25 protein-coding genes are annotated in these 24,469 nt (G+C 57.0%); 22 read left to right on the top strand and 3 right to left on the bottom strand.

Annotation, left to right across the window (positions count from 1 at the left end; translation table 11 throughout):
* The first annotated feature begins 5 nt into the window (after window positions 1–5).
* Genes QP027_RS06010 through QP027_RS05965 form a run of 10 tightly spaced genes read left to right on the top strand, consistent with a single transcriptional unit; the run spans window position 6 to window position 7,603 of the window.
* A complete protein-coding gene (locus QP027_RS06010; RefSeq protein WP_284826950.1) occupies window positions 6–815 on the top strand; it encodes a shikimate dehydrogenase in 810 nt (269 codons plus the stop codon).
* Window positions 778–1,224, top strand: coding sequence for a prepilin peptidase (locus QP027_RS06005; RefSeq protein WP_284826801.1), 447 nt, complete (start codon window positions 778–780; stop codon window positions 1,222–1,224). The genes QP027_RS06010 and QP027_RS06005 overlap by 38 nt, the downstream gene beginning before the upstream one ends.
* A gap of 60 nt (window positions 1,225–1,284) precedes the next feature.
* On the top strand, window positions 1,285–2,496 hold the full coding sequence (aroC, locus tag QP027_RS06000; protein ID WP_284826799.1) for a chorismate synthase: 1,212 nt from the start codon (window positions 1,285–1,287) through the stop codon (window positions 2,494–2,496).
* A complete protein-coding gene (locus tag QP027_RS05995; RefSeq protein WP_284826797.1) occupies window positions 2,497–3,033 on the top strand; it encodes a shikimate kinase in 537 nt (178 codons plus the stop codon). It abuts the gene before it with no gap.
* A 22-nt stretch (window positions 3,034–3,055) separates the two neighbouring features.
* A complete protein-coding gene (gene aroB, locus QP027_RS05990) occupies window positions 3,056–4,126 on the top strand; it encodes a 3-dehydroquinate synthase (RefSeq protein WP_284826795.1) in 1,071 nt (356 codons plus the stop codon).
* 3 nt (window positions 4,127–4,129) lie between these two features.
* Window positions 4,130–4,567 carry a type II 3-dehydroquinate dehydratase gene (aroQ, locus tag QP027_RS05985; RefSeq protein ID WP_284826793.1) on the top strand — a complete coding sequence of 146 codons (438 nt, stop codon included), beginning with the start codon at window positions 4,130–4,132 and terminating at the stop codon, window positions 4,565–4,567.
* A gap of 9 nt (window positions 4,568–4,576) precedes the next feature.
* A complete protein-coding gene (locus QP027_RS05980) occupies window positions 4,577–5,668 on the top strand; it encodes an aminopeptidase P family protein (protein ID WP_284826791.1) in 1,092 nt (363 codons plus the stop codon).
* 44 nt (window positions 5,669–5,712) lie between these two features.
* On the top strand, window positions 5,713–6,276 hold the full coding sequence (gene efp / locus QP027_RS05975) for an elongation factor P (protein WP_284826789.1): 564 nt from the start codon (window positions 5,713–5,715) through the stop codon (window positions 6,274–6,276).
* Window positions 6,276–6,740 (top strand): transcription antitermination factor NusB, encoded by a 465-nt coding sequence (gene nusB, locus QP027_RS05970; protein ID WP_284826787.1) that lies wholly within the window; start codon window positions 6,276–6,278, stop codon window positions 6,738–6,740. Before efp ends, nusB begins: the two co-directional genes overlap by 1 nt.
* Window positions 6,741–6,751: 11 nt before the next feature.
* Window positions 6,752–7,603 (top strand): PPK2 family polyphosphate kinase, encoded by an 852-nt coding sequence (locus QP027_RS05965; RefSeq protein ID WP_284826785.1) that lies wholly within the window; start codon window positions 6,752–6,754, stop codon window positions 7,601–7,603.
* A gap of 83 nt (window positions 7,604–7,686) precedes the next feature.
* On the opposite strand, the gene QP027_RS05960 is transcribed toward QP027_RS05965, so the two are convergent.
* The 3 genes from QP027_RS05960 to QP027_RS05950 are packed head-to-tail and all read right to left on the bottom strand — an operon-like array spanning window position 7,687 to window position 9,974.
* Window positions 7,687–8,139, bottom strand: coding sequence for a YbjN domain-containing protein (locus tag QP027_RS05960; RefSeq protein ID WP_284826783.1), 453 nt, complete (start codon window positions 8,137–8,139; stop codon window positions 7,687–7,689).
* Entirely contained in the window at window positions 8,129–8,599 is a 471-nt protein-coding gene (locus tag QP027_RS05955; protein ID WP_284826781.1) for a type III secretion system chaperone family protein, read from the bottom strand. The genes QP027_RS05960 and QP027_RS05955 overlap by 11 nt, the downstream gene beginning before the upstream one ends.
* Window positions 8,600–8,639: 40 nt before the next feature.
* Complete coding sequence (locus QP027_RS05950; protein WP_284826779.1) at window positions 8,640–9,974, bottom strand: TIGR01777 family oxidoreductase; 1,335 nt, start codon at window positions 9,972–9,974, stop codon at window positions 8,640–8,642.
* A gap of 129 nt (window positions 9,975–10,103) precedes the next feature.
* Between QP027_RS05950 and pyrR the strand changes: the two genes are divergently transcribed.
* The 12 genes from pyrR (at window position 10,104) to QP027_RS05890 (ending at window position 24,449) form a co-directional block, all read left to right on the top strand.
* Window positions 10,104–10,667, top strand: coding sequence for a bifunctional pyr operon transcriptional regulator/uracil phosphoribosyltransferase PyrR (gene pyrR, locus QP027_RS05945; RefSeq protein WP_284826778.1), 564 nt, complete (start codon window positions 10,104–10,106; stop codon window positions 10,665–10,667).
* Window positions 10,667–11,596, top strand: a complete 930-nt coding sequence (locus QP027_RS05940) for an aspartate carbamoyltransferase catalytic subunit (protein ID WP_284826776.1) — start codon at window positions 10,667–10,669, stop codon at window positions 11,594–11,596. The genes pyrR and QP027_RS05940 overlap by 1 nt, the downstream gene beginning before the upstream one ends.
* 21 nt (window positions 11,597–11,617) lie before the next feature.
* A complete protein-coding gene (locus QP027_RS05935; protein ID WP_284826774.1) occupies window positions 11,618–12,970 on the top strand; it encodes a dihydroorotase in 1,353 nt (450 codons plus the stop codon).
* A 26-nt stretch (window positions 12,971–12,996) separates the two neighbouring features.
* The gene (gene carA, locus QP027_RS05930) at window positions 12,997–14,172 is read left to right on the top strand and encodes a glutamine-hydrolyzing carbamoyl-phosphate synthase small subunit (protein WP_349293185.1); all 1,176 of its coding nucleotides are present in this window, start codon (window positions 12,997–12,999) and stop codon (window positions 14,170–14,172) included.
* Between the two features lie 16 nt (window positions 14,173–14,188).
* A complete protein-coding gene (gene carB, locus QP027_RS05925) occupies window positions 14,189–17,536 on the top strand; it encodes a carbamoyl-phosphate synthase large subunit (protein ID WP_432418612.1) in 3,348 nt (1,115 codons plus the stop codon).
* A complete protein-coding gene (gene pyrF, locus QP027_RS05920; RefSeq protein ID WP_284826772.1) occupies window positions 17,533–18,336 on the top strand; it encodes an orotidine-5'-phosphate decarboxylase in 804 nt (267 codons plus the stop codon). The genes carB and pyrF overlap by 4 nt, the downstream gene beginning before the upstream one ends.
* Before the next feature lie 218 nt (window positions 18,337–18,554).
* Window positions 18,555–18,878 carry an integration host factor, actinobacterial type gene (gene mihF, locus QP027_RS05915; protein WP_284826947.1) on the top strand — a complete coding sequence of 108 codons (324 nt, stop codon included), beginning with the start codon at window positions 18,555–18,557 and terminating at the stop codon, window positions 18,876–18,878.
* 3 nt (window positions 18,879–18,881) lie between these two features.
* The gene (gene gmk, locus QP027_RS05910) at window positions 18,882–19,475 is read left to right on the top strand and encodes a guanylate kinase (protein WP_284826771.1); all 594 of its coding nucleotides are present in this window, start codon (window positions 18,882–18,884) and stop codon (window positions 19,473–19,475) included.
* A gap of 6 nt (window positions 19,476–19,481) precedes the next feature.
* A complete protein-coding gene (rpoZ, locus tag QP027_RS05905; protein ID WP_284826769.1) occupies window positions 19,482–19,775 on the top strand; it encodes a DNA-directed RNA polymerase subunit omega in 294 nt (97 codons plus the stop codon).
* 94 nt (window positions 19,776–19,869) lie between these two features.
* Entirely contained in the window at window positions 19,870–21,096 is a 1,227-nt protein-coding gene (coaBC, locus tag QP027_RS05900; protein ID WP_284826766.1) for a bifunctional phosphopantothenoylcysteine decarboxylase/phosphopantothenate--cysteine ligase CoaBC, read from the top strand.
* Between the two features lie 89 nt (window positions 21,097–21,185).
* Entirely contained in the window at window positions 21,186–22,406 is a 1,221-nt protein-coding gene (gene metK / locus QP027_RS05895; protein WP_284826765.1) for a methionine adenosyltransferase, read from the top strand.
* 21 nt (window positions 22,407–22,427) lie between these two features.
* The gene (locus QP027_RS05890; protein ID WP_284826762.1) at window positions 22,428–24,449 is read left to right on the top strand and encodes a primosomal protein N'; all 2,022 of its coding nucleotides are present in this window, start codon (window positions 22,428–22,430) and stop codon (window positions 24,447–24,449) included.
* Window positions 24,450–24,469 lie beyond the last annotated feature (20 nt).

Raw genomic sequence — 24,469 nt, 5'->3', positions numbered from 1 at the left:
GACCGATGAAAAGGGCAGCTATTCTCGGGTTTCCCGTAGAGCACTCTTTGTCGCCGATTCTGCACAACGCGGGGTATACCGCGGCCGGACTCGACGACTGGATCTACGAGCGCATTCCCTGTACAGAAAAAGACCTGCCCCGTATCGTCAGCCAGGCGGATGATAGTTATCGTGGCTTCTCCGTGACGATGCCTGGCAAATTTGCTGCTCTGCAGTTCGCAGACGAGGCAACTGAACGCGCGCGGTTGATCGGCTCCGCCAACACTCTCACACGCACAGAACATGGGTGGCGTGCTGACAACACAGACTGCGAGGGGATTCAAGCAGCCCTCGATGAGCTTATCGACGACACCGTGTTACCAACGCGCGCCGTACTTATCGGCGCTGGCGGCACTGCTCGTCCGGCCATCTGGGCACTGGGGCAGCGCGGCATCACACACCTCACGGTAATTAACCGTTCTGATCGTCGCGCCGAGCTCCAATCGCTTGTTGAGCACTTTGGTTTGGACTGCGGGTTCACTTCATTTGACGATGACATTGAGCAGATCACGATGGCAGCTGATGTGATCATTTCTACAGTTCCCTCGGCTGGAATTGAACCGCATATTGCGCAGTTAGGTCACGCGCCTACTTTTGATGTGATCTATGAACCGTGGCCAACGCCATTGGTGGTGCGTTCCGCGGCAAATGGGCACCGCACGGTCGGCGGTCATGTGATGCTAGCTGCGCAATCATATAGCCAATTTGAACAATTTACGGGCATTTACGCTCCCCGCGATGCCATGCGCCAAGCGCTGGAGGCGTACCTCAGTTAGGCTGCCCGATGTGTGGGTACTCGGGGGAATACTCTGGTCGGTTGCGTTGTGCCACTTTGACGTGACCCAAAGGCGCCTGCCCAATTGGTTGACGGTGCCAGCTGCCATCGTCGCTTTAATATTCGCGGCAATAGTTGCACCACATTCCTTTGCTGGGTTGATTTGGCCGCTAACCTACCTCTTCGTCGGTTTAGTACTTGGTGGTGTGGGTGGGGGCGATATCAAGCTTGCGATCTCGCTGGGCATCGTCGTGGCTTTCCATGCAGGCATTCTTGGAGTGTGCGTGGCTATGGCAACCTCAAGCATGATCACAGCGCTCGTGGCTTGGGCACTGAAACAAGCAGCAACCGCCCACGGGCCTTCGATGCTGATCGCAAGCTGGCTGTGCGCAATAATCGTGCACCATTGATGGTGCTACTGCCTAGGCCACAAAGTGGTGAAAACAACTCCATGTGCGATAATACTTGGCATGCTTCGTTGGACTACTGCAGGTGAATCCCACGGCCAAGCTCTCATCGCCATGATGGAGAACATGCCAGCGGGAGTTCCCGTAACCAAAGACGATATTGCCTACCAGCTTGCGCGTCGACGCCTTGGCTATGGCCGTGGCGCACGCATGAAGTTTGAGGCAGACGAACTCACCTTGCTCACAGGTTTTCGCCATGGATTGACCCTGGGTAGCCCAATCGCTGTCATGATCGGTAACACCGAATGGCCAAAGTGGACCACAATCATGTCTGCGGAACCACTCGACATGGAAGACCCTGAAAACCAGGAAGCAATGTCTTCTGGTCGTGGAGCCAAGCTCACACGTCCACGACCAGGGCACGCAGACTTCTCGGGAATGGTCAAGTACGGCTTCGATGAGGCTCGCCCTGTGCTCGAACGGTCGTCGGCACGCGAAACTGCAGCCCGCGTCGCTGCGGCGACAATTGCCCGCAACTTCCTGCGCGAGACGCTTGGGGTTGAGGTGTTCTCCCACGTCATTTCCATTGGTGAGTCAGCGCCTTACCAGGGTGATTCACCTACTTTCGACGACATCACTGCAATTGACGAGTCGCCGGTGCGTGCGTTCAACGCCGAATCCGAGGCCGATATGATCTCGTGCATTGAGTCAGCCAAGAAGGCGGGAGACACGCTCGGCGGAATCGTCGAAGTAATTGTGGATGGTTTGCCCATCGGTCTTGGTTCGCATGTCTCAGGTGACAACAGACTTGATGCACAGCTGGCTGCAGCCCTCATGGGTATCCAAGCCATCAAGGGTGTCGAAATCGGTGACGGTTTTGAGGAAGCACGACGCCGCGGCTCCGAAGCTCATGATGAAATGGTGCGTAACGACGAAGGCGTGCGCCGCTTGACCAACCGTGCAGGCGGTATTGAGGGCGGCATGACCAACGGCGAGCAACTTCGTGTGCGAGCAGCCATGAAGCCAATTTCGACGGTCCCTCGTGCCCTTCGCACGGTTGATATGTCCACCGGTGATGCCGCAACGGGTATCCACCAACGTTCCGATGTCTGCGCTGTTCCAGCCGCGGGCGTAGTCGCTGAGGCGATGGTTGCCCTGGTGCTAGCCCGAGCGGTACTTGACAAATTCGGTGGAGATAGTCTTGAGGAAACAAAGCGCAATATTTCCGCCTACAAAAACTACGTGGAAAAGCGCCTAGCGTTCGGAGAAGAGTAAATGGAAGCGCTTTCACATTCTGTTTGTCATTCACGGCCACGCGTCGTATTGGTAGGCCCTCCAGGAGCGGGGAAATCGACCATCGGTCGCCGACTTGCGCGTGCTCTTAATCTTCCGTTGGTGGACTCTGATCAACTGTTGGAAGAGGGCGAAGGTCTAGCCTGCGGAGAGTTTTTCTCCAAAGTAGGTGAAGAGAAATTCCGCGAAGTCGAAGCCGGGTATGTGGCTCAAGCTCTAATGACTGGGGGAATCGTGTCGCTGGGTGGTGGGGCTGTGTTGACAGAATCCACGCGTGATCTGCTGCAAGGCCACACAGTGGTGTGGATCGACGTGAGCCCAGAAGAAGGAATTCGACGCACAGCACGCGAGGCGACTCGCCCGGTGCTAGCGTCGAAGGACCCGTCAGCGCATTACCGTGCACTGTTGGAACGCCGAGAACCGTTGTACCGTGAAGTAGCGGATTACCGCGTGCGTACCGACGAACGCCCACCACAAAGAGTTGTTGCTGAAGTCCTAGGGATCATCGAAGCCGAATAGGCCCACAGAAAGGTGTTGACTCATGGCAACCATCACAGTTAAGGGCCCAAGTCCCTACGATGTTCAGATCGACCGTGACCTCACTGATCAGGTGGCCGCACGCGTCAAAGAACTCGGAGCAGGGCAGGCCGCGATCGTTCACCAGCCCACCCTTGCCGCACCCGCGCGTGCCCTGGCCGAGGTGCTCAACGCTGCCAACATTCGTGTCACGATGGCCCCCGTGCCCGACGCAGAAGCCGGTAAAACGCTCGAGGTCGCAGGCAAGCTCTGGGATACGCTTGGCAACGAAGCCTTCACACGTCACGATGTGATCATTGGTTTCGGCGGAGGGGCTGCGACCGACCTCGCAGGCTTTGTCGCTGCCGCGTGGATGCGTGGCATCAAGGTAGTCCAGGTGCCGACGACGCTATTGGCTATGGTCGATGCTGCTGTAGGTGGAAAAACCGGTATCAATACTGAGGCGGGTAAGAATTTAGTCGGGGCCTTCCACGAGCCCAGCGGTGTCTATATCGACCTTGATCGGATCTACACTCTTGATCCTGACGAGCTCATCGCAGGCAGCGCGGAGGTAATCAAAACGGGCTTCATTGCCGACGAGCGGATTTTGGAGATTTTCGAAGCGGATCCAGAAAAGGCACTCGACGTCGATGGCGATCTCCCGGAACTCATTGAGCGATCTGTCGTGGTAAAAGCGAAGGTCGTGGGTGAAGACCTGAAGGAGTCCGGCCTGCGCGAAATGCTGAATTACGGACACACCTTCGGTCACGCCATCGAAAAGCGTGAAAACTATCAGTGGCGTCACGGCCATGCTGTTGCTGTCGGCATGATGTTTGTTGCGCACCTCGCCCACAACCGAGGCTTGATCAACGACGAGATCGTTGAACGCCACCGCGACATTCTTCAATCGGTCGGTCTTCCCACCACCTATCCGGCCGGCGCGTTTGATGAGCTTTACGAGGGCATGCTCCACGACAAGAAGAACCGCGACGGGTTGATTCGTTTTGTCGCACTGACTGGTGTTGGTGAGGTCACCCGTATTGAAGGACCATCCATCGAAGAGCTACAAGCCGCATACGACGCGATTTCGGAGTAGAACATGAAGGTTCTTGTACTCAATGGCCCCAACCTGAACCGGCTGGGCAAACGGCAGCCAGAGATCTACGGTTCGACGACCTTGGAAGACGTTGAGATGTTCGTCGCCAAGCGTGCTGAGGAGCTCGGTTTGGACGTCGAATGTCGCCAGTCCAACTACGAAGGTCAGTTGGTCGAGTGGGTACACGAGGCAGCGGATCAGAAGTGGGCAGTGATCATCAATCCCGGTGCCTACACCCACACCTCGGTTGCGTTGCGCGATGCTTTGGTGGAGCTACAGGACAATAACGGTTTTGTAGAAGTCCACATCTCCAACGTGCACGCCCGGGAGGAATTCCGAAAGCACTCGTACGTGTCGGACATTGCCCGTGGCACCATTGCGGGGTTGGGAATTCAAGGTTATCTGCTTGCCTTGGAGTATTTTGCGTCACAAGCAAGCTAAGCTTTCCGTATGGCTTTAGCAGATACACGTTTTGCTACTCGACGACGCAAGCTCTCCGCGAAGCTCGCGTCCATGCGTATCGACGACATGTTGGTCACACACATGACTCATGTACGCTATCTCTCGGGCTTTTCTGGTTCCAATGGCGCATTGGTGCTGTCAAAAGACTTGTCGGCGGAAATCGCAACTGATGGGCGCTACACCACACAGATTGCTGAAGAAGTCCGCGACATAGAGGCACTGATAGAACGTCCATGCGCCGAAGCCTTACTGCAGCGGATCGAGCCCGGGCGTCGTGTCGGATTTGAGGCAGATTATGTGTCAGTTGCCGCATTGGAACGCCTGAAGAAGGTGCTTCCAGAAGACGTGACGCTAGTGCCTGTTTCCGGAGCGATTGAGGAAATCCGCATTACGAAGGATCCCATCGAGCTGGCCAACCTAACTGAGATTGCGGCGTTTACTTCGGCTGCCCTCGAAGCACTTGTCAACGCAGGCGAACTGCGCGCAGGCCGCACCGAGCGTGAAGTAGCAGCTGACCTCGAGTACCGTCTGCGGCTCGCAGGAGCAGAGCGCACGAGTTTTGATACGATCGTCGCCTCCGGGCCGAACTCGGCAAAACCACATCATGGGGCTGGCGACCGAGTGCTGGAAGATGGCGACCTGGTCACGATCGATTTTGGCGCACACCGGGCTGGTTTCAATTCGGATATGACTCGTACCTTTGTCATCGGCGAGGTGACCGATTTCGCCCGCGAGATTTATGAGGTGGTGCTTGCAGCGCAGGCCGCAGGCGTTCGTGCGGCGACGCCGGGCCGCGCACTTGTTGATGTGGACAAGGCGTGCCGTGACATCATCGAGGAAGCCGGTTACGGAGATTTTTTCGTGCACTCGACAGGCCATGGGATCGGTCTTGATGTGCACGAGGCTCCCAGCGCCTCGACAACTGGTGTGGGTGAACTGACCGAGAATATGACTCTGACAATTGAGCCGGGAATCTATGTACCGGGCAAGGGTGGAGTGCGGATCGAAGACACATTGATTATTACGTCAGGTGCCCCGAAGATCATCACCGGTGCTAGCAAGGCGCTAACAGTGGTGTAACATAGGGCCGTTCACATCGCAGCAACTTTGAGGGAGATAACTCCGTGGCTAGTACCGCCGATTTTAAGAACGGCCTTGTGCTGAAGGTTGATGGAAAGCTTCAGCAGATCGTCGAATTCCAGCACGTCAAGCCAGGCAAGGGCCCGGCTTTCGTACGCACCAAGCTGAAAGACGTTGTCTCCGGAAAGACTGTGGATAAGACTTGGAACGCTGGCGTCAAGGTTGATACCGCTACCGTCGACCGCCGCGACATGACCTACCTGTACAACGACGGTACCTCCTACGTTGTTATGGATGACAAGACCTACGAGCAGTACGAGCTTTCCGCGGACAAGTTTGGCGACGCTGCAAAGTTTTTGCTGGAAAACATGCAGGTCCAGGTCTCCTTCCATGAGGGTGAGGCACTGTTTGCCGAGCTGCCAATCTCCGTTGACCTGAAGATTGAGCACACCGAACCGGGTCTGCAGGGCGACCGCTCCACTGGTGGCAACAAGCCTGCAACCCTAGAAACCGGCGCTGAGATCCAGGTGCCGCTGTTCCTGGAAACCGGCAACGTGGTCAAGGTTGACACCCGCACTGGCGAGTACCTCTCGCGCGTAAACAACTAATGGCTGATTTCAAACGCCACGGTGCCCGCTACAGGGCACGCCGTCGCGCCGTCGACATCATGTTTGAGGCTGAAGCACGCGACCTTGATCCAGTGGGGATTGTCGACGAGCGCGCGCAGCTGGCTCGCGACCCGGAGAACGCCGTAGCGCCTATTGCGGACTACACACGGCAAATTGTCACCGGTGCCGCAGAAAAGTTGGATGATCTTGACGAGTCTATCGAGCGGTTTCTCTCAGACGACTGGGAGCTGGGGCGACTTCCCGCGGTTGATCGGGCGATTCTTCGCGTTGCAGCATGGGAAATCATGTTTAACGACGAAGTAGACGGCCCAATTTCAGTTGTCGATGGGGTAGAGATGGCCAGTCAGTACTCCGACGACCAAGCGCCACCGTACATCCACGCGGTGCTAGACGACATTCTGCAGGCGCAAGCTGCAAATGCACCGACCAAAGAGGACGAGTAAAATAGGCGGGCATGTCCGATTTTACGATTGACGATGCCCTAGCCCTTCGCGTCGAAGAGGGTTTTCACCTCTCCGACGTCGACCCGTCGGAAACTCCTGGTTTTGAGGGTGATTCCGACGAACTCGACGAGGCTTTCCACTCCTTTAACGATCTTCTCGATGAGGAGCAGGAAAAGCTTTTCGCCAATGGGCGTAAACACCCCGAAACAACAGGTGGCATCCTGTTGGTATTGCAGGGAATGGACACGTCCGGAAAAGGCGGTGTCATTCGCCACGTCGTGCGCCAACTAGATCCACAAGGCGTACACACGGTGGGCTTTGGCCGACCGACCGAGGAAGAAGCAGCACATGACTTCTTGTGGCGCGTTGAAAAGCACCTTCCCGGCCCCGGCTTGATTTCGGTTTTTGACCGTTCGCATTACGAAGACGTACTTGTTCAACGCGTAAACGCTCTGGCCCCTCCCGAGGAAATCGAGCGTCGCTATGGCGCGATCGTTGACTTTGAGTCTCGAGCAGCAGCGAATGGCATCACAATCATCAAGGTGATGCTTCACATCTCCCGGGCCTTTCAAAAGAAGAACCTGATGGAGCGGCTGGAGCGACCAGACAAGCACTGGAAGTATGATCCGGGCGACCTGGAGGATCGTGCGAAATGGGAGCGCTACCAAGCCGCATACCAGATCGCTTTGGAACGGACCTCGACCGACGATGCACCCTGGTACTGCGTTCCCGGGGACAACAAAAAGTACGCGCGCATGGTGGTCAAGGCACTCATCGCCGACGCGCTCAAGTCCATGGAGTTGGAATGGCCTGAGGCCGATTTCGATCCAGAGGAAGAGAAGAAGCGACTCAAAAAGTCCTAACTGTTTCAGCCCTGTTTGCGAAAAAGCCCGCTACGCCGATCACGGCTAGTAGCGGGCTCGTATTGTCCGAAGGGGAAAAAGGACTAAGAGTTGATGTCCTTCATGATCTCTTCGAAGTGCTCGATAACCGTCACCATGGCGTCTTGAGACGCCAGCACTGCGTCTACGGCGGACTTGAGGGTGGTGGACAGCTGCTCGTCGTTAAGCCCCGCTGCGATCGGAAGTTCACGCTCTGTGCGTACGACGAGTTTCTCTGTGCGGTTGACGACGACTGCGCGCGCGCCGAACGCTGTGGAGTTGACCTGATTAGCGGCGAGGTAAAGAGTCGCATTGGGATCATCGTTCGGAATGTCGGTCATTGCATCGGCGCGGACGATTAGCACGGAGGACAGTAAAGCAAAACCGACCAGGAAACCGTTGAGGTTGGCTGTTGCCATGTCGCGGCTATCATCGCGGGCAAGTTCTACGCCGTGTTCTTTCATCGCTGCTTCGATGCGATCTAGTGTGACTGGCGCGACAGGTGAACTAGTGGTCATGGTTTTCCTCCCAGGTAACTAGGTCAGGGAACTGTTCGGAGAGGAAATCGAAGGCCCCGACAGTGGCGTCCAAAGTGGACAACACAAAGGCTCCCACCTGGTTCAAGGATGCGCCCTGTGAAACGTCTAGGACCCGGAAAGCATTAGCGGCCACGTGGTGCTCGCCACTTTCGTAGAAGCGGAGGGTCGGTGCGAACTGTTGTTGGTTGTACTCGTTGCAGGCAAACAGAAGATTTGTCGCGAGTGCCTTGGGGAACTCACCGCGCCACAGCGCCTCACACACGAGATTGTTTCCCTCATGCACGAATGCGATCGCGGAGTCTGCGAATCCTGTGCGAATGACTTGCGTAGTCCCATCGGGGGTCGGAACTTCTTCGAGCCTGTACTGCAGATTCTCCTCTGCGAGGATGTCTCCCACGCGTTCGATATTGAACGCCTCGGGAATATTGTTCTCGTCCATTCCACAAGGGTAGCAACGAGCGCGACCGGCCGGTTGGATGCTACGCGCCGAAAAGCTTCTCGGTTCCCAGTTCGTGTGCCAAAGCTTCGGTCAAATGTGGGTATCTAAACGTATGTCCAAGGGTTTGCAGCACGCTGGGGGTAACGTTCTGGTCTGCGAGGACGAGTTCCTCAGCGCCTTCCTTACCTAGGAGGATGCGCGGTCCAAAGGTGGGAACGGGGATCAGGGTCGGAGTTTTCAACGCGGAAGAAATTTCTCGAGAAAGCTCGCTGTTCATCACAGGAAACGGCGCGGTTGCATTGACGGGGCCGGCGAGACGGTCGTCGATAAGCGCTGTGAAGTAAATGTCGGTGAGGTCATCGAGGGCGATCCACGACATCCAGAATTCTCCATCCCCGAATCGACTTGACAGGCCCGTTGCGGAAACGGCGCGGAAAATCGGCAGAACACCACCGTTGCTGGCCAACGCAATGCCGGAGCGAATGTTCACCACGCGGATCCCGGCATCGCGTGCTGGTTGGGTTGCATTCTCCCAATCTGCGACGGTGTCGGCGAGGAAGCCATCGCCGCGTTCGGTTGTTTCGTCAATGGGGGATTCGCTACCGCCTGGGCCGTAGTATCCAATGGCAGAAGCCGAGACGAACACTTTCACGTCCGACTTGGCTGCAAGCTTGGAAAGCATGTGCGTCGGTTTCACCCTAGACGAGTAGATCGCCTCTTTGTGAGACTCGTTGAAGCGGCCGAAGAGTGGCTCTCCGGCAAGGTGCACCACTGCATCGACTCCTTCTAGTAGGTCGGATGCGGGGTGCGTCGGATGCCAGTGGCGTTGGCCAGACTTGGGCTCATTGCGTACCAGCTGAATCACCGTGTGTCCGGCCGTGGTCAGCTGAGCGGTCAGGGCACGACCGACATGTCCGCGCGAGCCGGTCATCGCGATGGTCAATGGCTCGTGCTCACCACTTCGGTGAAGAAAATCCAAATCCTTGAGCAGCTGCTGTTGCCTGTATGCGATGACGGGCTCGAGCGTGCGAGCGGGAAGGCGACTGGAGATTTCGTCGGTAATGCGTGTGCCTTCATCGTCGTCGGAAAAGCGGTGGACATGCTTCCAGTTGGCTACTGCTCGAATGGGGGCATTGATGCAGACATCCGTAAATACGTGGCCCGCTTGATACCCAGACAAATCGTGGCGGGCGACCCACTTCAAACCAGCTGGAAGCGAGAAAATCGTTGTGCCGTTGGAGAGGCGCTCGGCTTGCTTTACTGGTTTCAATGGGAGGAAGTTCGGAGTGAGGCGTGCGACGGCTCCAGGGCGGGTATGCCAATCCCACACCGTTGAGCGCTCGAATGGGACGAGATGATCAGCAGTAATGCCCATGAGTGATTCCTCCGTCCGAGTGCGGTTATATGCTAAAGTAACAACCGTTCTAAGCATTCAAGCATAGACAATCTAATTCAACATTGACATCCTTTAATGACCGCACAGTGAGGCGGGGAAGGAGGTTCGATGAGTGATAACGACAACCGCGTGACCGTCGAGCTTTTAACAGCCGATGAGGTCGCGCGCACTGTTGCACGCATCGCGCACCAAGTGATCGAAAGAACAGCGCTTGACGACGAATCCGACGTCATCCTGCTTGGCATTCCCTCGGGTGGAGTACCGCTGGCTGAGAAACTCGCCGCATCCATCCGAGATTTCTCCGGTGTCGAAGTGCCCGTGGGAAGTTTGGACATAACCCTTTACCGCGATGACCTTCGCGATAAGCCACACCGAGCTCTTCAACCGACTAGGATTCCGGCGCCGATCGACGGGGCTACAGTCGTGCTTGTCGACGACGTCTTGTTCTCGGGTCGAACCATCCGCGCAGCCCTGGATGCGTTACGTGACCTCGGAAGACCGCGCGCGATCCAGTTAGCAGTGCTGGTGGATCGCGGACACCGCGAACTCCCGATTCGCGCGGATTATGTGGGAAAGAACATCCCCACTGCCCGCAACGAAGATGTCTCTGTGACCTTGCAGCCTCTTGACGAGGCGGATGCAGTCTTGCTGACCCGCGAACAGGAGAACTAATGAAGCACCTGCTTAATATCGGCGATCTAACACGTGACGAAATCGTTGGACTAATGGATGAGGCCGATCGCTTTCGCGAGGCGCTCGAAGGCCGTGAAGTGAAAAAGCTCCCGACTCTGCGGGGCAGGACCATTTTCACCCTATTTTATGAAAACTCCACCCGTACTCGCGCGTCTTTTGAGACAGCGGGTAAGTGGATGAGCGCTGATGTCATCAATATCTCGGCTTCATCGTCATCGGTAAAGAAAGGCGAGTCCCTCAAAGACACTGCGCTGACTCTGAGCTCGATCGGCGCTGACGCGATCGTCATGCGACACCCTTCGTCGGGCGCAACCCAGTTGATTGCGGATTGGGTGGCACCGGGTGGTAACGGCCCTTCGGTAATCAACGCGGGAGATGGGTCACACCAGCACCCAACTCAAGCGCTCCTGGACGCGGTGACGATGCGCCAGCGACTGGGCAATATCGAAGGCCGCAAGGTCCTCATCGTGGGTGACTGCCTGCATTCCCGCGTGGTGCGCTCAAACGTTGACCTGCTGTCGAAGCTTGGTGCCGAGATCGTGCTTGTCGCGCCGCCGACGCTGCTGCCTTGGGGAGTGGATACATGGCCAGTGCGTACTTCCGTCGATTTCGACGCGGAAATCGCTGATGCCGATGTCATCATGATGCTGCGAGTACAGCAAGAGCGCATGAATGGCGGTTTCTTCCCATCGCATCGCGAATACGCCACCTTGTTTGGTCTGTCAAAGGCCCGCGCAGCGATGATGAAAGACGATGCGATCATCATGCATCCAGGTCCGATGCTCCGCGGCATGGAAATTAACCACGCGGTTGCGGATTACGACGAAACCGCAGTCCTGCAGCAGGTAAGCAATGGTGTCCATGTCCGCATGGCTGTGTTGTTTACCCTACTGGCGGCCGGAAACTAACAGGGAAGCGAGGAATTAGTCATGACAGACAAGAACTACCCAGCAACCGGCACTCTGGCTCCACCAGCTGCGCAGGACGTTGTGATAGTAAACGTTCGGCCATATGGCGAAGGCGATCCGGTGGATATCCTGATTCGCGATGGAGTCATTGCCGAGATCGGATCAGTTGACACCTCTGGGGCACACGTGATCGATGCCCAGGGCAATGTGTTGTTGCCCGGTCTCGTCGACATTCACGTCCACCTGCGTGAGCCAGGCCGTGAAGATACCGAAACCATTGCTACTGGTTCGCAAGCTGCGGCGAAGGGCGGGTTTACCGCGGTATTCACGATGGCAAACACGCTTCCGGTCATGGACCAACCAGTGATTGCAGAATCCGTGTGGATGAAAGGACAGGCGTACGGACTGTGCGATGTGCATCCGATTGGCTCAATTACCCTGGGGCTTGAGGGGAAGCAACTCACTGAATTCGGGATGATGGCGCGCTCCGAGGCGAAGGTCCGCATGTTCTCCGACGATGGCAAGTGCGTCAACGACCCGCAGATCATGCGACGCGCCGTTGAATACGCCAAGGGATTCGACGTTTTGCTCGCGCAGCACTCCGAAGACATGCGTATGACCGAAGGGGCCGTAGCCCACGAGGGACCAACCGCATCCCGGTTGGGCCTGCGCGGTTGGCCTCGCGTTGCCGAGGAATCAATCGTTGCTCGCGATGCGATCATGTCACGCGACTACGGCGGACGTATCCATTTGTGTCACGCCTCTACTGAGGGGTCGATCGATCTGATCCGTTTGGCAAAAGAGCGAGGGGCGCAGGTCACCGCTGAGGTCACTCCGCACCACCTCGCGCTTACCGACGAAATGCTCGAATCCTACGACGGTCGGTACCGTGTCAACCCTCCGTTGCGTGAGAAGCGTGACGCTGATGCCCTGAAGCAGGCCTTGCTCGATGGTGTTATTGACTGTGTCGCGACCGATCACGCGCCACATGGCTCGGAAGAAAAGTGCGTTGAGTTCGACCATGCAAAACCGGGGATGCTGGGACTGGAAACCTCACTGTCTGTGATTGCGAAAATCTTTGTGGAGTCCGGCTTGGCAGACTGGCGTTTCGTCGCCAAGGTGATGAGCGAAAAGCCTGCGGAGATCGTCCGCCTTCCAGGCCATGGTCGCCCAATTGAGGTCGGGGAACCTGCGAACCTCACTATCGTGGATCCTGACTCGCCGTGGACTGTCCGAGGCGAAGACATGGCATCCAAAGCGGAAAACACCCCTTATGAGGGCATTGAATACAAGGCGAAAGTCACCCACACCATTTTGCGTGGTCGTGTGACTTGTGCTGACGGCGAGGCCTGCGTGCCCGAGACCCACCAGTAGCCCCTGATCGCATACAATACAAAGCAATGAATAATTTACAGTCTGAAAGGCATACTGTGACTGAATCTCGCACTCCCGCCATCTTGGTGTTAGGCGATGGAACAACGTACCCAGGATTCGCGTTCGGCGCACAAGGCGAAACTTTTGGCGAGGCCGTCTTTACAACCGCAATGACCGGCTACCAAGAGACCATGACCGATCCTTCCTACCACCGCCAGATCGTCGTTACTACGGCACCACAGATTGGCAATACTGGTTGGAATGATGAAGATAATGAGTCCCGCGATGGCAAAATCTGGGTCGCCGGCCTTGTTATCCGAGACTTGTCCAAGGGGGTCTCCAACTGGCGAGCGGACCGTTCGCTCGAAGATGAATTGACCGCGCAAGGCATCATCGGGATCTCTGGTATCGATACCCGAACTGTCGTTCGTCGGATCCGCGACTTCGGCTCTATTCCCGCAGGCATCTTCTCAGGTGACGCCGCACTTCTCGACGCTCAAGAGCTCGTCGATAAGGTCAATGCGCAGCCGTCGATGGCAGGCGCAGATCTTTCCGCCGAGGTGTCTACCGATGCTCCGTACACCTTCGAAGCCGAGGGGGAGAAGCTCTACACCGTCGTCGCCTATGACATGGGAATCAAAACTGCAACCCCGAAGCAGTTCTCGGCGCGCGGCATCGAAACTATCGTCGTGCCAGCGAACACCCCAGTAGAAGAGATCAAGCAGTACAGCCCAGATGGCGTGTTGATCTCCAACGGTCCGGGTGATCCAGCGACCGCGGATGCGATGGTCGAGATCACCAAGCAGATCATCCGCGTTGGAGTGCCACTATTCGGAATCTGCTTTGGCAACCAGATTCTCGGACGTGCGCTCGGCATGAATACGTACAAGCTCAAGTTCGGTCACCGTGGCATCAACGTACCGGTAAAGAACCACCTCACGGGCAAGATTGACATCACCTCCCAGAACCACGGCTTCGCGCTCGAAGGCAAACCAGGGGAGACCTTCGATACCGAGTTTGGACCAGCAGTGGTTACCCACACCTGCCTTAACGACGACGTAGTGGAAGGCGTGGCTCTAGAAAGCGGTCGCGCATACTCCGTGCAGTACCACCCCGAGTCTGCCGCTGGCCCTCACGATGCGAACCCACTATTTGACCAGTTCATCGCGTTGATGGACCAGTACTCGCCAAACAAGAAGTAACCAGGAAGGTAAAATCATGAAACGCGAAGATATTAACCACGTCCTGGTGATCGGCTCCGGCCCTATCGTTATCGGCCAGGCATGCGAATTCGATTATTCCGGCACCCAAGCGTGCCGCGTACTGAAAGAAGAGGGACTGCGCGTCACTCTGATTAACTCCAATCCGGCAACGATCATGACGGATCCAGAGTTCGCCGACCATACCTACGTTGAGCCGATCGAGCCTGAGTACATCGACAAGATTCTGGCCAAGGAAGCAGCTGAAGGTCACAAGGTTGACGCTATCTTGGCTACGCTTGGTGGGCAGACAGCCCTGAACGCAGCGATACAGCTGGACCGCATGGGCCTTTTGGAAAAGCACGGCGTTGAGCTCATCGGCGCAGACATCGACGCTATTGAGCGAGGCGAAGACCGTCAGAAGTTCAAGGACATCGTTGAGAAGATCGGTGGCGAGTCTGCTCGCTCCCGCGTGTGCTACACGATGGACGAGGTCCACGAGACTGTCGAGGAACTCGGCTTGCCGGTTGTCGTTCGCCCTTCGTTTACCATGGGCGGTCTAGGCTCTGGGCTTGCCTTCACGATGGAAGATCTAGAGCGGATCGCCGGTGGTGGCTTGGAAGCTTCCCCTGAAGCAAACGTCCTAATTGAAGAGTCCATCCTAGGTTGGAAGGAACTCGAGCTCGAGCTGATGCGCGATGGCGATGACAACGTCGTAGTGATCGCCTCTATCGAAAACGTTGATGCGCTTGGTGTTCACACGGGTGATTCTGTCACCGTGGCACCTGCTTTGACGCTGACCGACCGCGAATTCCAGAAGATGCGTGACCAAGGCATCGCTATTATTCGCGAAGTCGGTGTGGATACCGGTGGCTGTAACATCCAGTTTGCCATCAACCCGAAAGACGGCCGCATCATCACCATTGAGATGAACCCTCGCGTGTCCCGCTCCTCGGCACTCGCATCGAAGGCAACGGGCTTCCCAATCGCAAAGATTGCGTCAAAGCTAGCGATTGGCTACACACTGGACGAGATCACCAACGACATCACCGGTGTTACACCAGCGGCGTTCGAACCGACCTTGGACTACGTGATCGTCAAGGCGCCACGCTTTGCGTTTGAGAAATTCGTTGGTTCCGACGACACCCTGGGTACCTCGATGAAGGCCGTCGGTGAAGCGATGGGTATCGGCCGCAACTACATTCAGGGCTTGAACAAGGTCCTGCGCTCGATGGAGACCAAACCCGCGGGATTCTGGACCAAGCCTGATGAGTACTTCGCGGGCGAGCGTGCCAACGATGTCCACGCAGTACTTGAAGACCTGCGCCGCCCAACCGATGGCCGTCTCTACGACGTGGAGTTGGCAATGCGCCTCGGCGCCACTGATGACGAGATCTACGAGGTTTCCGGTATCGATCCTTGGTTCTTGGCCGAGCTGCGCGCCCTTGTTGAATTCCGCACTGTGTTGGAAAACGCTCCAGTCCTCGACGCTGATCTGCTGCGCGAAGCAAAGGTCTTTGGCCTGTCCGATGCCCAAATCGCTGCACTTCGCCCTGAGTTGGCTGGCGAAGACGGGGTCCGCTCCCTGCGTTGGTCTTTGGGAATTCGCCCTGTGTACAAGACCGTCGATACCTGTGCTGGTGAGTTTGAGGCACAGACTCCGTACCACTACTCGGCATACGAATACGATCCGAACGCTGAATCCGAGATTGCGCCTCAGACCGAAAAGGAAAAGGTCATCATCTTGGGCTCCGGCCCGAACCGCATTGGCCAGGGCATCGAGTTCGACTACTCGTGTGTCCACGCTGCGCTGGAACTGTCCCGTATTGGGTACGAAACTGTGATGGTTAACTGCAACCCAGAAACAGTCTCAACCGACTACGACACGGCAGACCGTCTCTACTTTGAGCCACTGACCTTTGAAGACGTGATGGAGGTCTACCACGCCGAGACCCAGTCAGGCACCGTCGCTGGCGTCATCGTCCAGCTGGGTGGGCAGACTCCGCTAGGTCTCGCACAGCGATTGGCCGATGCCGGCGTTCCGGTCGTAGGCACCACCCCTGAGGCGATTGATCTTGCAGAAGACCGTGGAGAGTTTGGTGAGGTGCTTGCAAAGGCACAGCTTCCGGCTCCGGCGTTTGGCACCGCAACTAGCTTCGAAGAGGCGAAGCAGGTTGCCAACAGCATCGGCTATCCAGTATTAGTTCGCCCGTCGTACGTTCTTGGCGGTCGCGGCATGGAAATCGTCTACGACGAAGCTTCGCTGGAGGATTACATCGACCGAGCCACCGAGCTCTCGCCAGACCACCCAGTACTCGTCGATAGGTTCTTGGACTCTGCGATCGAAATCGATGTTGACGCACTCTGCGACGGGGAGAATGTCTACCTAGGCGGAGTTATGGAACACATCGAAGAGGCTGGTGTGCACTCTGGTGACTCCGCTTGTGCATTGCCACCGATGACGCTTGGCCCCGAGACCATCGAGCAGGTGCGCCGATCCACCGAAGCCCTTGCTCATGGAATTGGTGTCAAGGGCCTGATGAACATTCAGTTCGCTCTGAAAGACGACATCTTGTACGTCATCGAGGCCAACCCTCGCGCGTCCCGCACCGTACCATTTGTCTCCAAAGCAACCGGCGTCCACTTAGCAAAGGCAGCCGCACGGATCATGCTTGGTGCAACAATTCCAGAGCTTGTCGACGAAGGCCTCCTACCTTCCAACTATGACGGCGGCACCCTGCCGTTGGACCACCCGATTGCCGTGAAGGAGGCCGTCCTTCCATTCACTCGATTCCTGCGAACCGATGGCACCTTGCTAGATACCATCCTGGGGCCCGAGATGAAATCCACCGGTGAGGTCATGGGCTTGGCACCAAGCTTTGGCGAGGCTTACGCAAAGTCCGAGGCAGCCGCATTCGGTGAACTACCTACTGAAGGCACTGTGTTCGTCTCTGTGGCCAACCGCGACAAGCGCACCCTGATCTTCCCAATCCAGCGTCTTGCGACGATGGGATTCAAGATTTTGTCAACGTCGGGTACCGCACAGATGCTTCGTCGTAACGGCATCGACTGCGAAGTCGTCCTGAAGGCTTCTGAGGCACGCGAAGGTGCTGAAGGTACCTCGATCATCGATCGCATCAAGAACGGTGAGATCGACATGATCCTCAACACTCCTGCAGGATCCTCGGGTGCCCGTAACGATGGCTACGAAATCCGTGCGGCAGCAGTCTCGTCCAACGTGCCACTCATGACCACCGTCCAAGGTGTTACCGCCGCAGTTCAAGGCATTGAGGCGATCAAGGCCAACGAGATCACCGTCCAGTCGTTGCAAGAGCTTGATCACACTGCGGAGGGCGGTTTGCGATGACCTTCGGTGAACGCCTCGCTGCAGCGGGCGAACGGTACGGCAGGTTGTGCGTAGGCATTGACCCGCATGCGTCGCTGCTCCATTCGTGGGGACTCCAAGACTCCGTGGAGGGTTTACGTGATTTTTCACGCCGCTGTGTTGAGGCATTCTCCGGGCACGTCGCTTTGGTCAAGCCACAAGTAGCGTTTTATGAACGGTTCGGCGCCCACGGTTTTATGGTGCTCGAAGAGACAATCGCTTCGCTTCGTGAGACTGGCACATTGGTCGTCGCAGACGCGAAGCGTGGCGACATCGGGTCTACCATGGCTGGTTACGCCGAGGCGTGGCTGGGGGAGACGTCGCTGCGTTCGGATGCGGTGACAGTGTCCCCCTACCTGGGCGTTGGTGCCTTGAAGCCAGTTTTCGACGAGGCTCAAAAGCACGAGGCTGGGGTATTTGTGCTCGGAGCAACATCGAACCCGGAGGCCGTTGCATTTCAATCTCAGCGGTTGGAGAACGGGAAAACAGTGGCACAGTATATGGTCGACGAATGTGCGGCGCTCAACGTAGGTGAGACGGTTGGGTCCGTCGGCGTCGTCGTCGGTGCAACCCTGGAGAACCCACCGGTTCTCGACGCGCTCAACGGCCCGGTTTTGATGCCTGGTGTCGGTGCTCAAGGCGGTACTGCAGATGACGTGGCTAGGATTGCTGGAAAGAATTTTTCCAACGTTTTTCCAAGTGTTTCTCGGTCTGTTTTGGCTGCTGGTCCCGATGTTCGCGACCTGCGGAAACATGCAATTGACCAGGCAAAACAGTATTAGCGGGGAAGTATTTCACCACTTTTATAAAAAGCCTGGTAGCTTAGTACCGTCAAGGCTATGACGTGGCGAAACGCCGACGTCGTTATCCTGAAACAGCAAACCCAGTGTTAAACTTGCCGGAGTCAGTGAGTCACACCGTTGAGATTCGACGGTGTGGTGAACTGTAGCCAGTGCAATAGCTGGGAGTAATGACTACTACGAAAGCATGGAGGAACCCCGTGGCCCTTCCCAAGTTGACCGATGAGCAGCGTAAGGAAGCCCTTGCAAAGGCTGCTGAAGCACGCAAGAAGCGCGCAGAGCTCAAGGCATCCCTGAAGCGTGGCGAAACGAACCTCAAGGAGGTGCTGGACAAGGCAAGCACCGATGACATCATCGGTAAGACCAAGGTCTCCGCACTTCTCGAGGCACTTCCAAAGGTGGGCAAGGTTAAGGCTCGCGAGATTATGGAAGAGCTTGAAATCGCTCAGACCCGTCGTCTGCGCGGTCTGGGTGACCGTCAGCGTCGTGCGCTGTTGGAGCGCTTCGGCTTCTCTGAGGACTAATCCGTGCCAGAGGAAGTCAAGCCACTCGGGCGACTGGTTGTTCTAGCTGGTCCGTCCGCTGTGGGCAAGTCGACCGTGGTTCACCGACTACGCGACGATATCAAGGACATGTATTTTTCAGTGTCCATGACTACGCGTTCACCACGGCCTGGCGAGCGCGATGGTGAGGATTACTTCTTCGTCTCCCCGGAATATTTCCAAGAGCGCATCGACGCCGGCGAAATGCTAGAGTGGGCCGACATTCACGGCGGTCTGCAGCGTTCCGGAACACCAGCGGGACCCGTTCGCGAGGCGTTGAGCCAGGGGCGCCCTGTCTTGGTTGAAGTTGACCTCGAGGGGGCTCGCAACGTGAAGGCCTTGATGCCTGAGGCTGTGACAGTATTTCTGGCACCTCCTTCGTGGGAGGAGCTAGTCGATCGCCTCACTTCGCGTGGCACAGAGTCGGCGGATGTCATCCAACGTCGCCTGGATACCGCCCGGGCAGAGCTGGCGGCAAAGGAAGAGTTCGATGACATCGTGGTTAACGATGACGTGGATTCAGCCGTAGCTGCTATCGGTGCTATCCTATTGGGCGGAAATACGAACAACTACGAGTAGGTGTATGTGAGCAACGTAACCAACGAGCTGGGTGCGTCTGACGACCTGGTGTATGACACCCCGGAGGGCATTACCGCACCTCCGATCGACGAACTGCTGTCTAAGGTTTCGTCGAAGTACGCGCTGGTGATTTTTGCAGCTAAGCGCGCACGTCAGATCAACAGCTACTACCAGGAACATGACGAGGGCGTTTTCGAGTTCATCGGACCCCTCGTTACTCCGGAACCAGGCGAGAAGCCTCTATCCATCGCATTGCGTGAGATTCAGGCCGGTCTGCTCGAACACGAGGAAGGCCAGTAGCCACTCAGTATTAACCCGCTATCTACGACCACGTAGATGGCGGGTTTTTCAGTACCATCGGAAGAAAAATCTCAAGCGAAAGTGAGGCGCGAGCATGTCTCCGCGAAAAATCGTTGTTGGTGTGTCAGGCGGGATCGCAGCGTACAAGGCTTGTGCCCTAGTTCGTGACCTTAAGGAGTTTGGGGATGACGTTCGCGTCGTGCCAACACCGAGTGCGCTGAACTTTGTCGGTGCCGCGACTTTTGAGGCATTATCCGGCCATCCTGTGTCGACCACGGTCTTTGATGCGGTGGATGAGGTGCAGCACGTTCGCGTTGGCCAAGAGGCTGATTTGATCGTCATTGCTCCGGCCACTGCCGACGTGATGGCCCGACTCGTCGCCGGACGTGCCGACGATCTCCTTACCGCTACGGTCCTCGTTGCAACTTGTCCCGTCGTAATTGCCCCGGCGATGCATACCGAAATGTGGAACAATCCGGCGACGGTGGCCAACGTAGCCACGCTGCGTGAGCGTGGAATTATTGTCCTTGAACCAGCACATGGTCGCCTGACTGGGAAAGACTCGGGTCCCGGCCGATTGATGGAACCGGCTCAGATTGGCGAGATTGCGCGCACCATCCTGTCGGGGGTTGAACTTCCTCAGGACCTTAGGGGAAAAAAGGTCGTAGTTTCTGCCGGTGGAACGCAAGAAAATATTGATCCCGTCAGGTTCATCGGTAATCGAAGCTCCGGTAAGCAAGGATTCGCTTTAGCAGATATCGCCGTGCATCGCGGGGCCGAGGTGACCATCGTCGCTGGTGATACCGACCAGCTAGAAACGCCGCCGGGAGCGACTATCGTTCGTGTGCGTTCCACCCGAGATATGGAGGCGGCAGTGCACAAACACGCTGCCGATGCAGATCTAGTCATTATGGCGGCAGCCGTGGCTGACTTCCGTCCAGTTTCACAGGCTGATTCTAAGCTGAAAAAGGGCGCGGACGAGTCTGCCTTGACGACGATTACGTTGACGGAAAACCCTGACATTCTCAAAGGCCTCGTCGAAAAGCGTAGGGCAGGCGAGATCACCGCGGCGATCGTGGGTTTTGCCGCCGAGACTGGCGATCACGAGTCGAGCGCCTTGGATTATGGCAAGGAAAAGCTGAAGCGAAAAGGCTGCGACCTCTTGATGGTCAATGAGGTTGGAGACGGCAAGGTGTTCGGCGAAGACCGCAATCGAGGCTGGCTGTTGGGTAAGGATGGTTCCGTCACGGAAGTAGATGATGGTTCTAAGCAGATGGTGGCTGCGCAGATCATCGATGCTTCGGTGCGGTTTGTGTCCTAGTATTGCCGAGTTAGACAGCTTGGTCTATATTGGGTCTGGTACTTTATGTACCCACTTCTATTGTTGAAAAAGAAAGAAAATCAAAGCTAGTGTCTTCTAACGAGAATTTTTACCGCCTGTTTACTAGCGAATCTGTCACTGAAGGCCACCCAGACAAGATCTGTGATGCGATTTCGGACACGGTCCTGGATGACATGCTGAAACAGGATCCCCAGTCGCGTGTCGCTGTGGAGACTCTGGTGACAACTGGGCAGGTCCATGTTGTAGGCGAGGTAACAACCGCGGCTTATTCAAACATCGCGAAGCTCGTGCGCGACAAGCTCGTCGAGATCGGCTTTACCTCTTCGGATGTTGGATTTGACGGAAATACCTGTGGCGTCAGCATCTCCATCGGTGATCAGTCAAAGGAGATTTCCGACGGTGTGACCAATTCGCAGGAGGTGCGTGAGAACAAGTCCACCGGCGACAGCGACCAGACTGGCGCAGGCGACCAAGGACTGATGTTTGGTTACGCGACTAACGAAACGCCAGAGTTTATGCCACTTCCGATCTCCACCGCGCACCGCCTAGCTCGACGTTTGACGCAGGTTCGCAAGGAAGGCATCGTCCAAGGCCTACGCCCAGACGGAAAGACACAGGTGACGTTTGCTTACGACGGCAATACCCCCGTGTATCTTGACACCGTGGTGATCTCCACTCAGCACGACGACGACTTCACCGGAGCTGAGCTTGAAGCGGCAATGCGCGAAAACGTCTTGGATTGGGTTATCAAGGACGCGGGCCTTGAGGAATATGTCACCGAAGACCTCACTCTGCTGGTCAACCCGTCAGGTTCTTTCGTTCTAGGTGGCCCGATGGGCGATGCCGGATTAACGGGGCGCAAGATCATCGTCGATACGTACGGTGGCATGGCACGCCACGGTGGTGGCGCCTTCTCGGGCAAAGATCCTTCAAAGGTGGACCGCTCTGCGGCTTACGCTATGCGCTGGGTAGCGAAGAATGTTGTCGCGGCCGGTTTGGCAGATCGAGTAGAAGTACAGGTTGCTTACGCGATCGGTCGTGCAGCACCAGTGGGCTTGTATGTCGAAACCTTTGGCACCGCGGCCGACGGACTCTCCGACGCTGATATCCAACGTGCAGTCGAGGCCGTGTTTGATTTGCGCCCAACCGCGATCATTCGTGAACTTGATCTTTTGCGTCCGATCTATGCGCAAACCGCAGCGTACGGCCACTTCGGCCGCACCGACATTGACTTGCCATGGGAGCAGTTGAACAAGGTGGATGCCTTGCAGGAAGCAATCAAGAAGTAAAAGCATGTAAGATATTTCCGCATGACCAACACCCGCGCCACGATGACCATGCCCGTGGCGCGGGTGTTGCCTCTTTTGGGTCTCCCGCAGTTAGATCGCACTTTTGACTACTTGGTCACCGAAGACCAAGACCAAGCGGCTCAGCCCGGCGTCCGAGTGCGCATCAGGTTTGGTGGCAGGCTTGCTGACGCCATCGTGCTCGAACGTGCTCCATCCTCCAATCACGACGGCAAGCTTCGCTACATAGAGCGAGTGATTTCGCCCGAGGTCGTGTATCCGAAGCGCATGCACGCAGTAGTCGATGCTCTGGCGCAGCGCTATGCGGGAGTGCGTTCCGACATCATCCGATCGGCTGTTCCGGCACGTCACGCGAAAGCAGAGGAGACCGATTCCGACACCCCGTGGGAAAAGCTGGGAAATGAGACGGAACCGGATTTGTCTTCGTGGAGTGCTTATACCAATGGGGAATCATTCGTTGACGCCATCGTCGGGGGAAAGCTCGCGCGCGCTGCATGGCAAGTAGCCCCCGGCGATGACTGGCCCACTGCGATTGCGGCCCTAGCAGGCAAGGTGGCGATGGAAGGCGGTGGCGCACTGATCATTGTGCCGGATCAGCGCGACGTCGACCGTTGCGAAATGGCGCTGCGCCAGATCGTCGGCCCGCGCCAGATTACTGTGTTGACGGCAGCGCTGGGCCCACAAGCTCGCTACTCACGCTACTTATCCATTTTGCATGGACAAGGTCGGTTGGTCGTCGGCACGCGGTCTGCTGCGTTCGCACCTGTTACCGATTTGCGCCTCATGGTGTTGATGCACGACGGAGACGACAACCTTGTCGATCCGCGGGCGCCTTATGTGCATGCACGGGAAGTGCTGACCACGCGTTCTGCTGTGGAAAAGGCGTCTTTGGTGATTGGTGGGCACACGCGGACAGCGGAAACCCAGCTCTTGGTCGAATCAGGTTGGGTCCATGAATTAGTGGCCCCTCGCTCGGCCCTGCGGGTGCGTTCCCCGTACATTCACGCGGCTGGCGACTCTGAATTCGAGCTTGCACGCGATCCCAGAGCAGGTGCAGCGCGTTTGCCGTCAGTTGCTTTTGAGGCTGCGCGCAGAGCACTTGCAAAAGGGAAACCGGTTTTGTTTCAGGTCCCTCGCACCGGATACGTTCAATCCCTTGCGTGTGGGCAGTGCCGAACCCCGGCGCGCTGTCGCTGGTGTAACGGGCCCTTGGGGCTGCCGAGTGGCGCGGAGGCGGCAGCGCCGACGTGCCGTTGGTGTGGAAGGATGGATGCAAGTCACTCCTGCCAGGAGTGCGGTTCGCGTCGGCTGCGCTCTGTCGTCGTCGGTACCGAGCGCACGGCAGAGGAGTTGGGGCGCGCGTTTCCCTCCACAAAGGTCGTGTCCTCGTGGGGTGATCGTGTTCACGACACGATCAACGACGAGCCGATGATCGTTGTATCCACGCCGGGCGCGGAACCCTATGTTTTGGGAGACGACCACCATTATGGAGCAGCGATCCTGCTTGATACTTGGGCGCTCATGGGGCGGCCAGATCTGCGCGCAATGGAGGAGACTTTAGATAAGTGGGCTGCGGCCGCAACATTGGTTGCGCCTCACTCGACAGGCGGAGAAGTAGTCGTCGTGGCAGATCCTGCGGCGCCCGTGGTGCAGCACCTGATTCGCTGGGACATGCAGGGACATGCCGCCTTAGAACTAGCGCAGCGCAGGGAAGTGGGCTTTCCTCCCGCCGTGCACATGGCGGCTATCGACGCACCGGCGCGTGTGCTGGAAACCTTCCGAGAGTCCTTGGAGTTGCCCGATGGGGCTGAGATTCTCGGCCCCGTGGAGTTGCCACCGGGAAATGACCTCCCTGGCCAGTGGGATACCAAAGAGTTTGGGGCCGCTGAACGGATGCTGGTCCGCATGCCTCTGCAGGGGAGGAATGCTTTAGGATCCGCACTGCGATCGGCCTCGATCCGACGCGCCCTACGCAAAGAAGACGCTCCTATGCGTATTCAGGTAGACCCGATCCACATCGGTTAAGCCCATGCCCTGCCAAGTAC

This window comes from Corynebacterium breve (assembly GCF_030252165.1).
Lineage (GTDB): Bacteria > Actinomycetota > Actinomycetes > Mycobacteriales > Mycobacteriaceae > Corynebacterium > Corynebacterium breve.
The sequence above is the reverse complement of the archived record's forward strand: the minus strand, read 5'-3'. Positions and strand labels throughout refer to the sequence as shown.

What these genes read in the sequence shown, in the direction of transcription:
- QP027_RS06010 (WP_284826950.1), top strand. Translation starts at nt 6, where the DNA reads ATGAAAAGGGCAGCTATTCTCGGGTTTCCCGTAGAGCACTCTTTGTCG.
- QP027_RS06005 (WP_284826801.1), top strand. Translation starts at nt 778, where the DNA reads ATGCCATGCGCCAAGCGCTGGAGGCGTACCTCAGTTAGGCTGCCCGAT.
- aroC (WP_284826799.1), top strand. Translation starts at nt 1,285, where the DNA reads ATGCTTCGTTGGACTACTGCAGGTGAATCCCACGGCCAAGCTCTCATC.
- QP027_RS05995 (WP_284826797.1), top strand. Translation starts at nt 2,497, where the DNA reads ATGGAAGCGCTTTCACATTCTGTTTGTCATTCACGGCCACGCGTCGTA.
- aroB (WP_284826795.1), top strand. Translation starts at nt 3,056, where the DNA reads ATGGCAACCATCACAGTTAAGGGCCCAAGTCCCTACGATGTTCAGATC.
- aroQ (WP_284826793.1), top strand. Translation starts at nt 4,130, where the DNA reads ATGAAGGTTCTTGTACTCAATGGCCCCAACCTGAACCGGCTGGGCAAA.
- QP027_RS05980 (WP_284826791.1), top strand. Translation starts at nt 4,577, where the DNA reads ATGGCTTTAGCAGATACACGTTTTGCTACTCGACGACGCAAGCTCTCC.
- nusB (WP_284826787.1), top strand. Translation starts at nt 6,276, where the DNA reads ATGGCTGATTTCAAACGCCACGGTGCCCGCTACAGGGCACGCCGTCGC.
- QP027_RS05965 (WP_284826785.1), top strand. Translation starts at nt 6,752, where the DNA reads ATGTCCGATTTTACGATTGACGATGCCCTAGCCCTTCGCGTCGAAGAG.
- QP027_RS05960 (WP_284826783.1), bottom strand. Translation starts at nt 8,139, where the DNA reads ATGACCACTAGTTCACCTGTCGCGCCAGTCACACTAGATCGCATCGAA.
- QP027_RS05955 (WP_284826781.1), bottom strand. Translation starts at nt 8,599, where the DNA reads ATGGACGAGAACAATATTCCCGAGGCGTTCAATATCGAACGCGTGGGA.
- QP027_RS05950 (WP_284826779.1), bottom strand. Translation starts at nt 9,974, where the DNA reads ATGGGCATTACTGCTGATCATCTCGTCCCATTCGAGCGCTCAACGGTG.
- pyrR (WP_284826778.1), top strand. Translation starts at nt 10,104, where the DNA reads ATGAGTGATAACGACAACCGCGTGACCGTCGAGCTTTTAACAGCCGAT.
- QP027_RS05940 (WP_284826776.1), top strand. Translation starts at nt 10,667, where the DNA reads ATGAAGCACCTGCTTAATATCGGCGATCTAACACGTGACGAAATCGTT.
- QP027_RS05935 (WP_284826774.1), top strand. Translation starts at nt 11,618, where the DNA reads ATGACAGACAAGAACTACCCAGCAACCGGCACTCTGGCTCCACCAGCT.
- carA (WP_349293185.1), top strand. Translation starts at nt 12,997, where the DNA reads ATGAATAATTTACAGTCTGAAAGGCATACTGTGACTGAATCTCGCACT.
- carB (WP_432418612.1), top strand. Translation starts at nt 14,189, where the DNA reads ATGAAACGCGAAGATATTAACCACGTCCTGGTGATCGGCTCCGGCCCT.
- pyrF (WP_284826772.1), top strand. Translation starts at nt 17,533, where the DNA reads ATGACCTTCGGTGAACGCCTCGCTGCAGCGGGCGAACGGTACGGCAGG.
- coaBC (WP_284826766.1), top strand. Translation starts at nt 19,870, where the DNA reads ATGTCTCCGCGAAAAATCGTTGTTGGTGTGTCAGGCGGGATCGCAGCG.
- QP027_RS05890 (WP_284826762.1), top strand. Translation starts at nt 22,428, where the DNA reads ATGACCAACACCCGCGCCACGATGACCATGCCCGTGGCGCGGGTGTTG.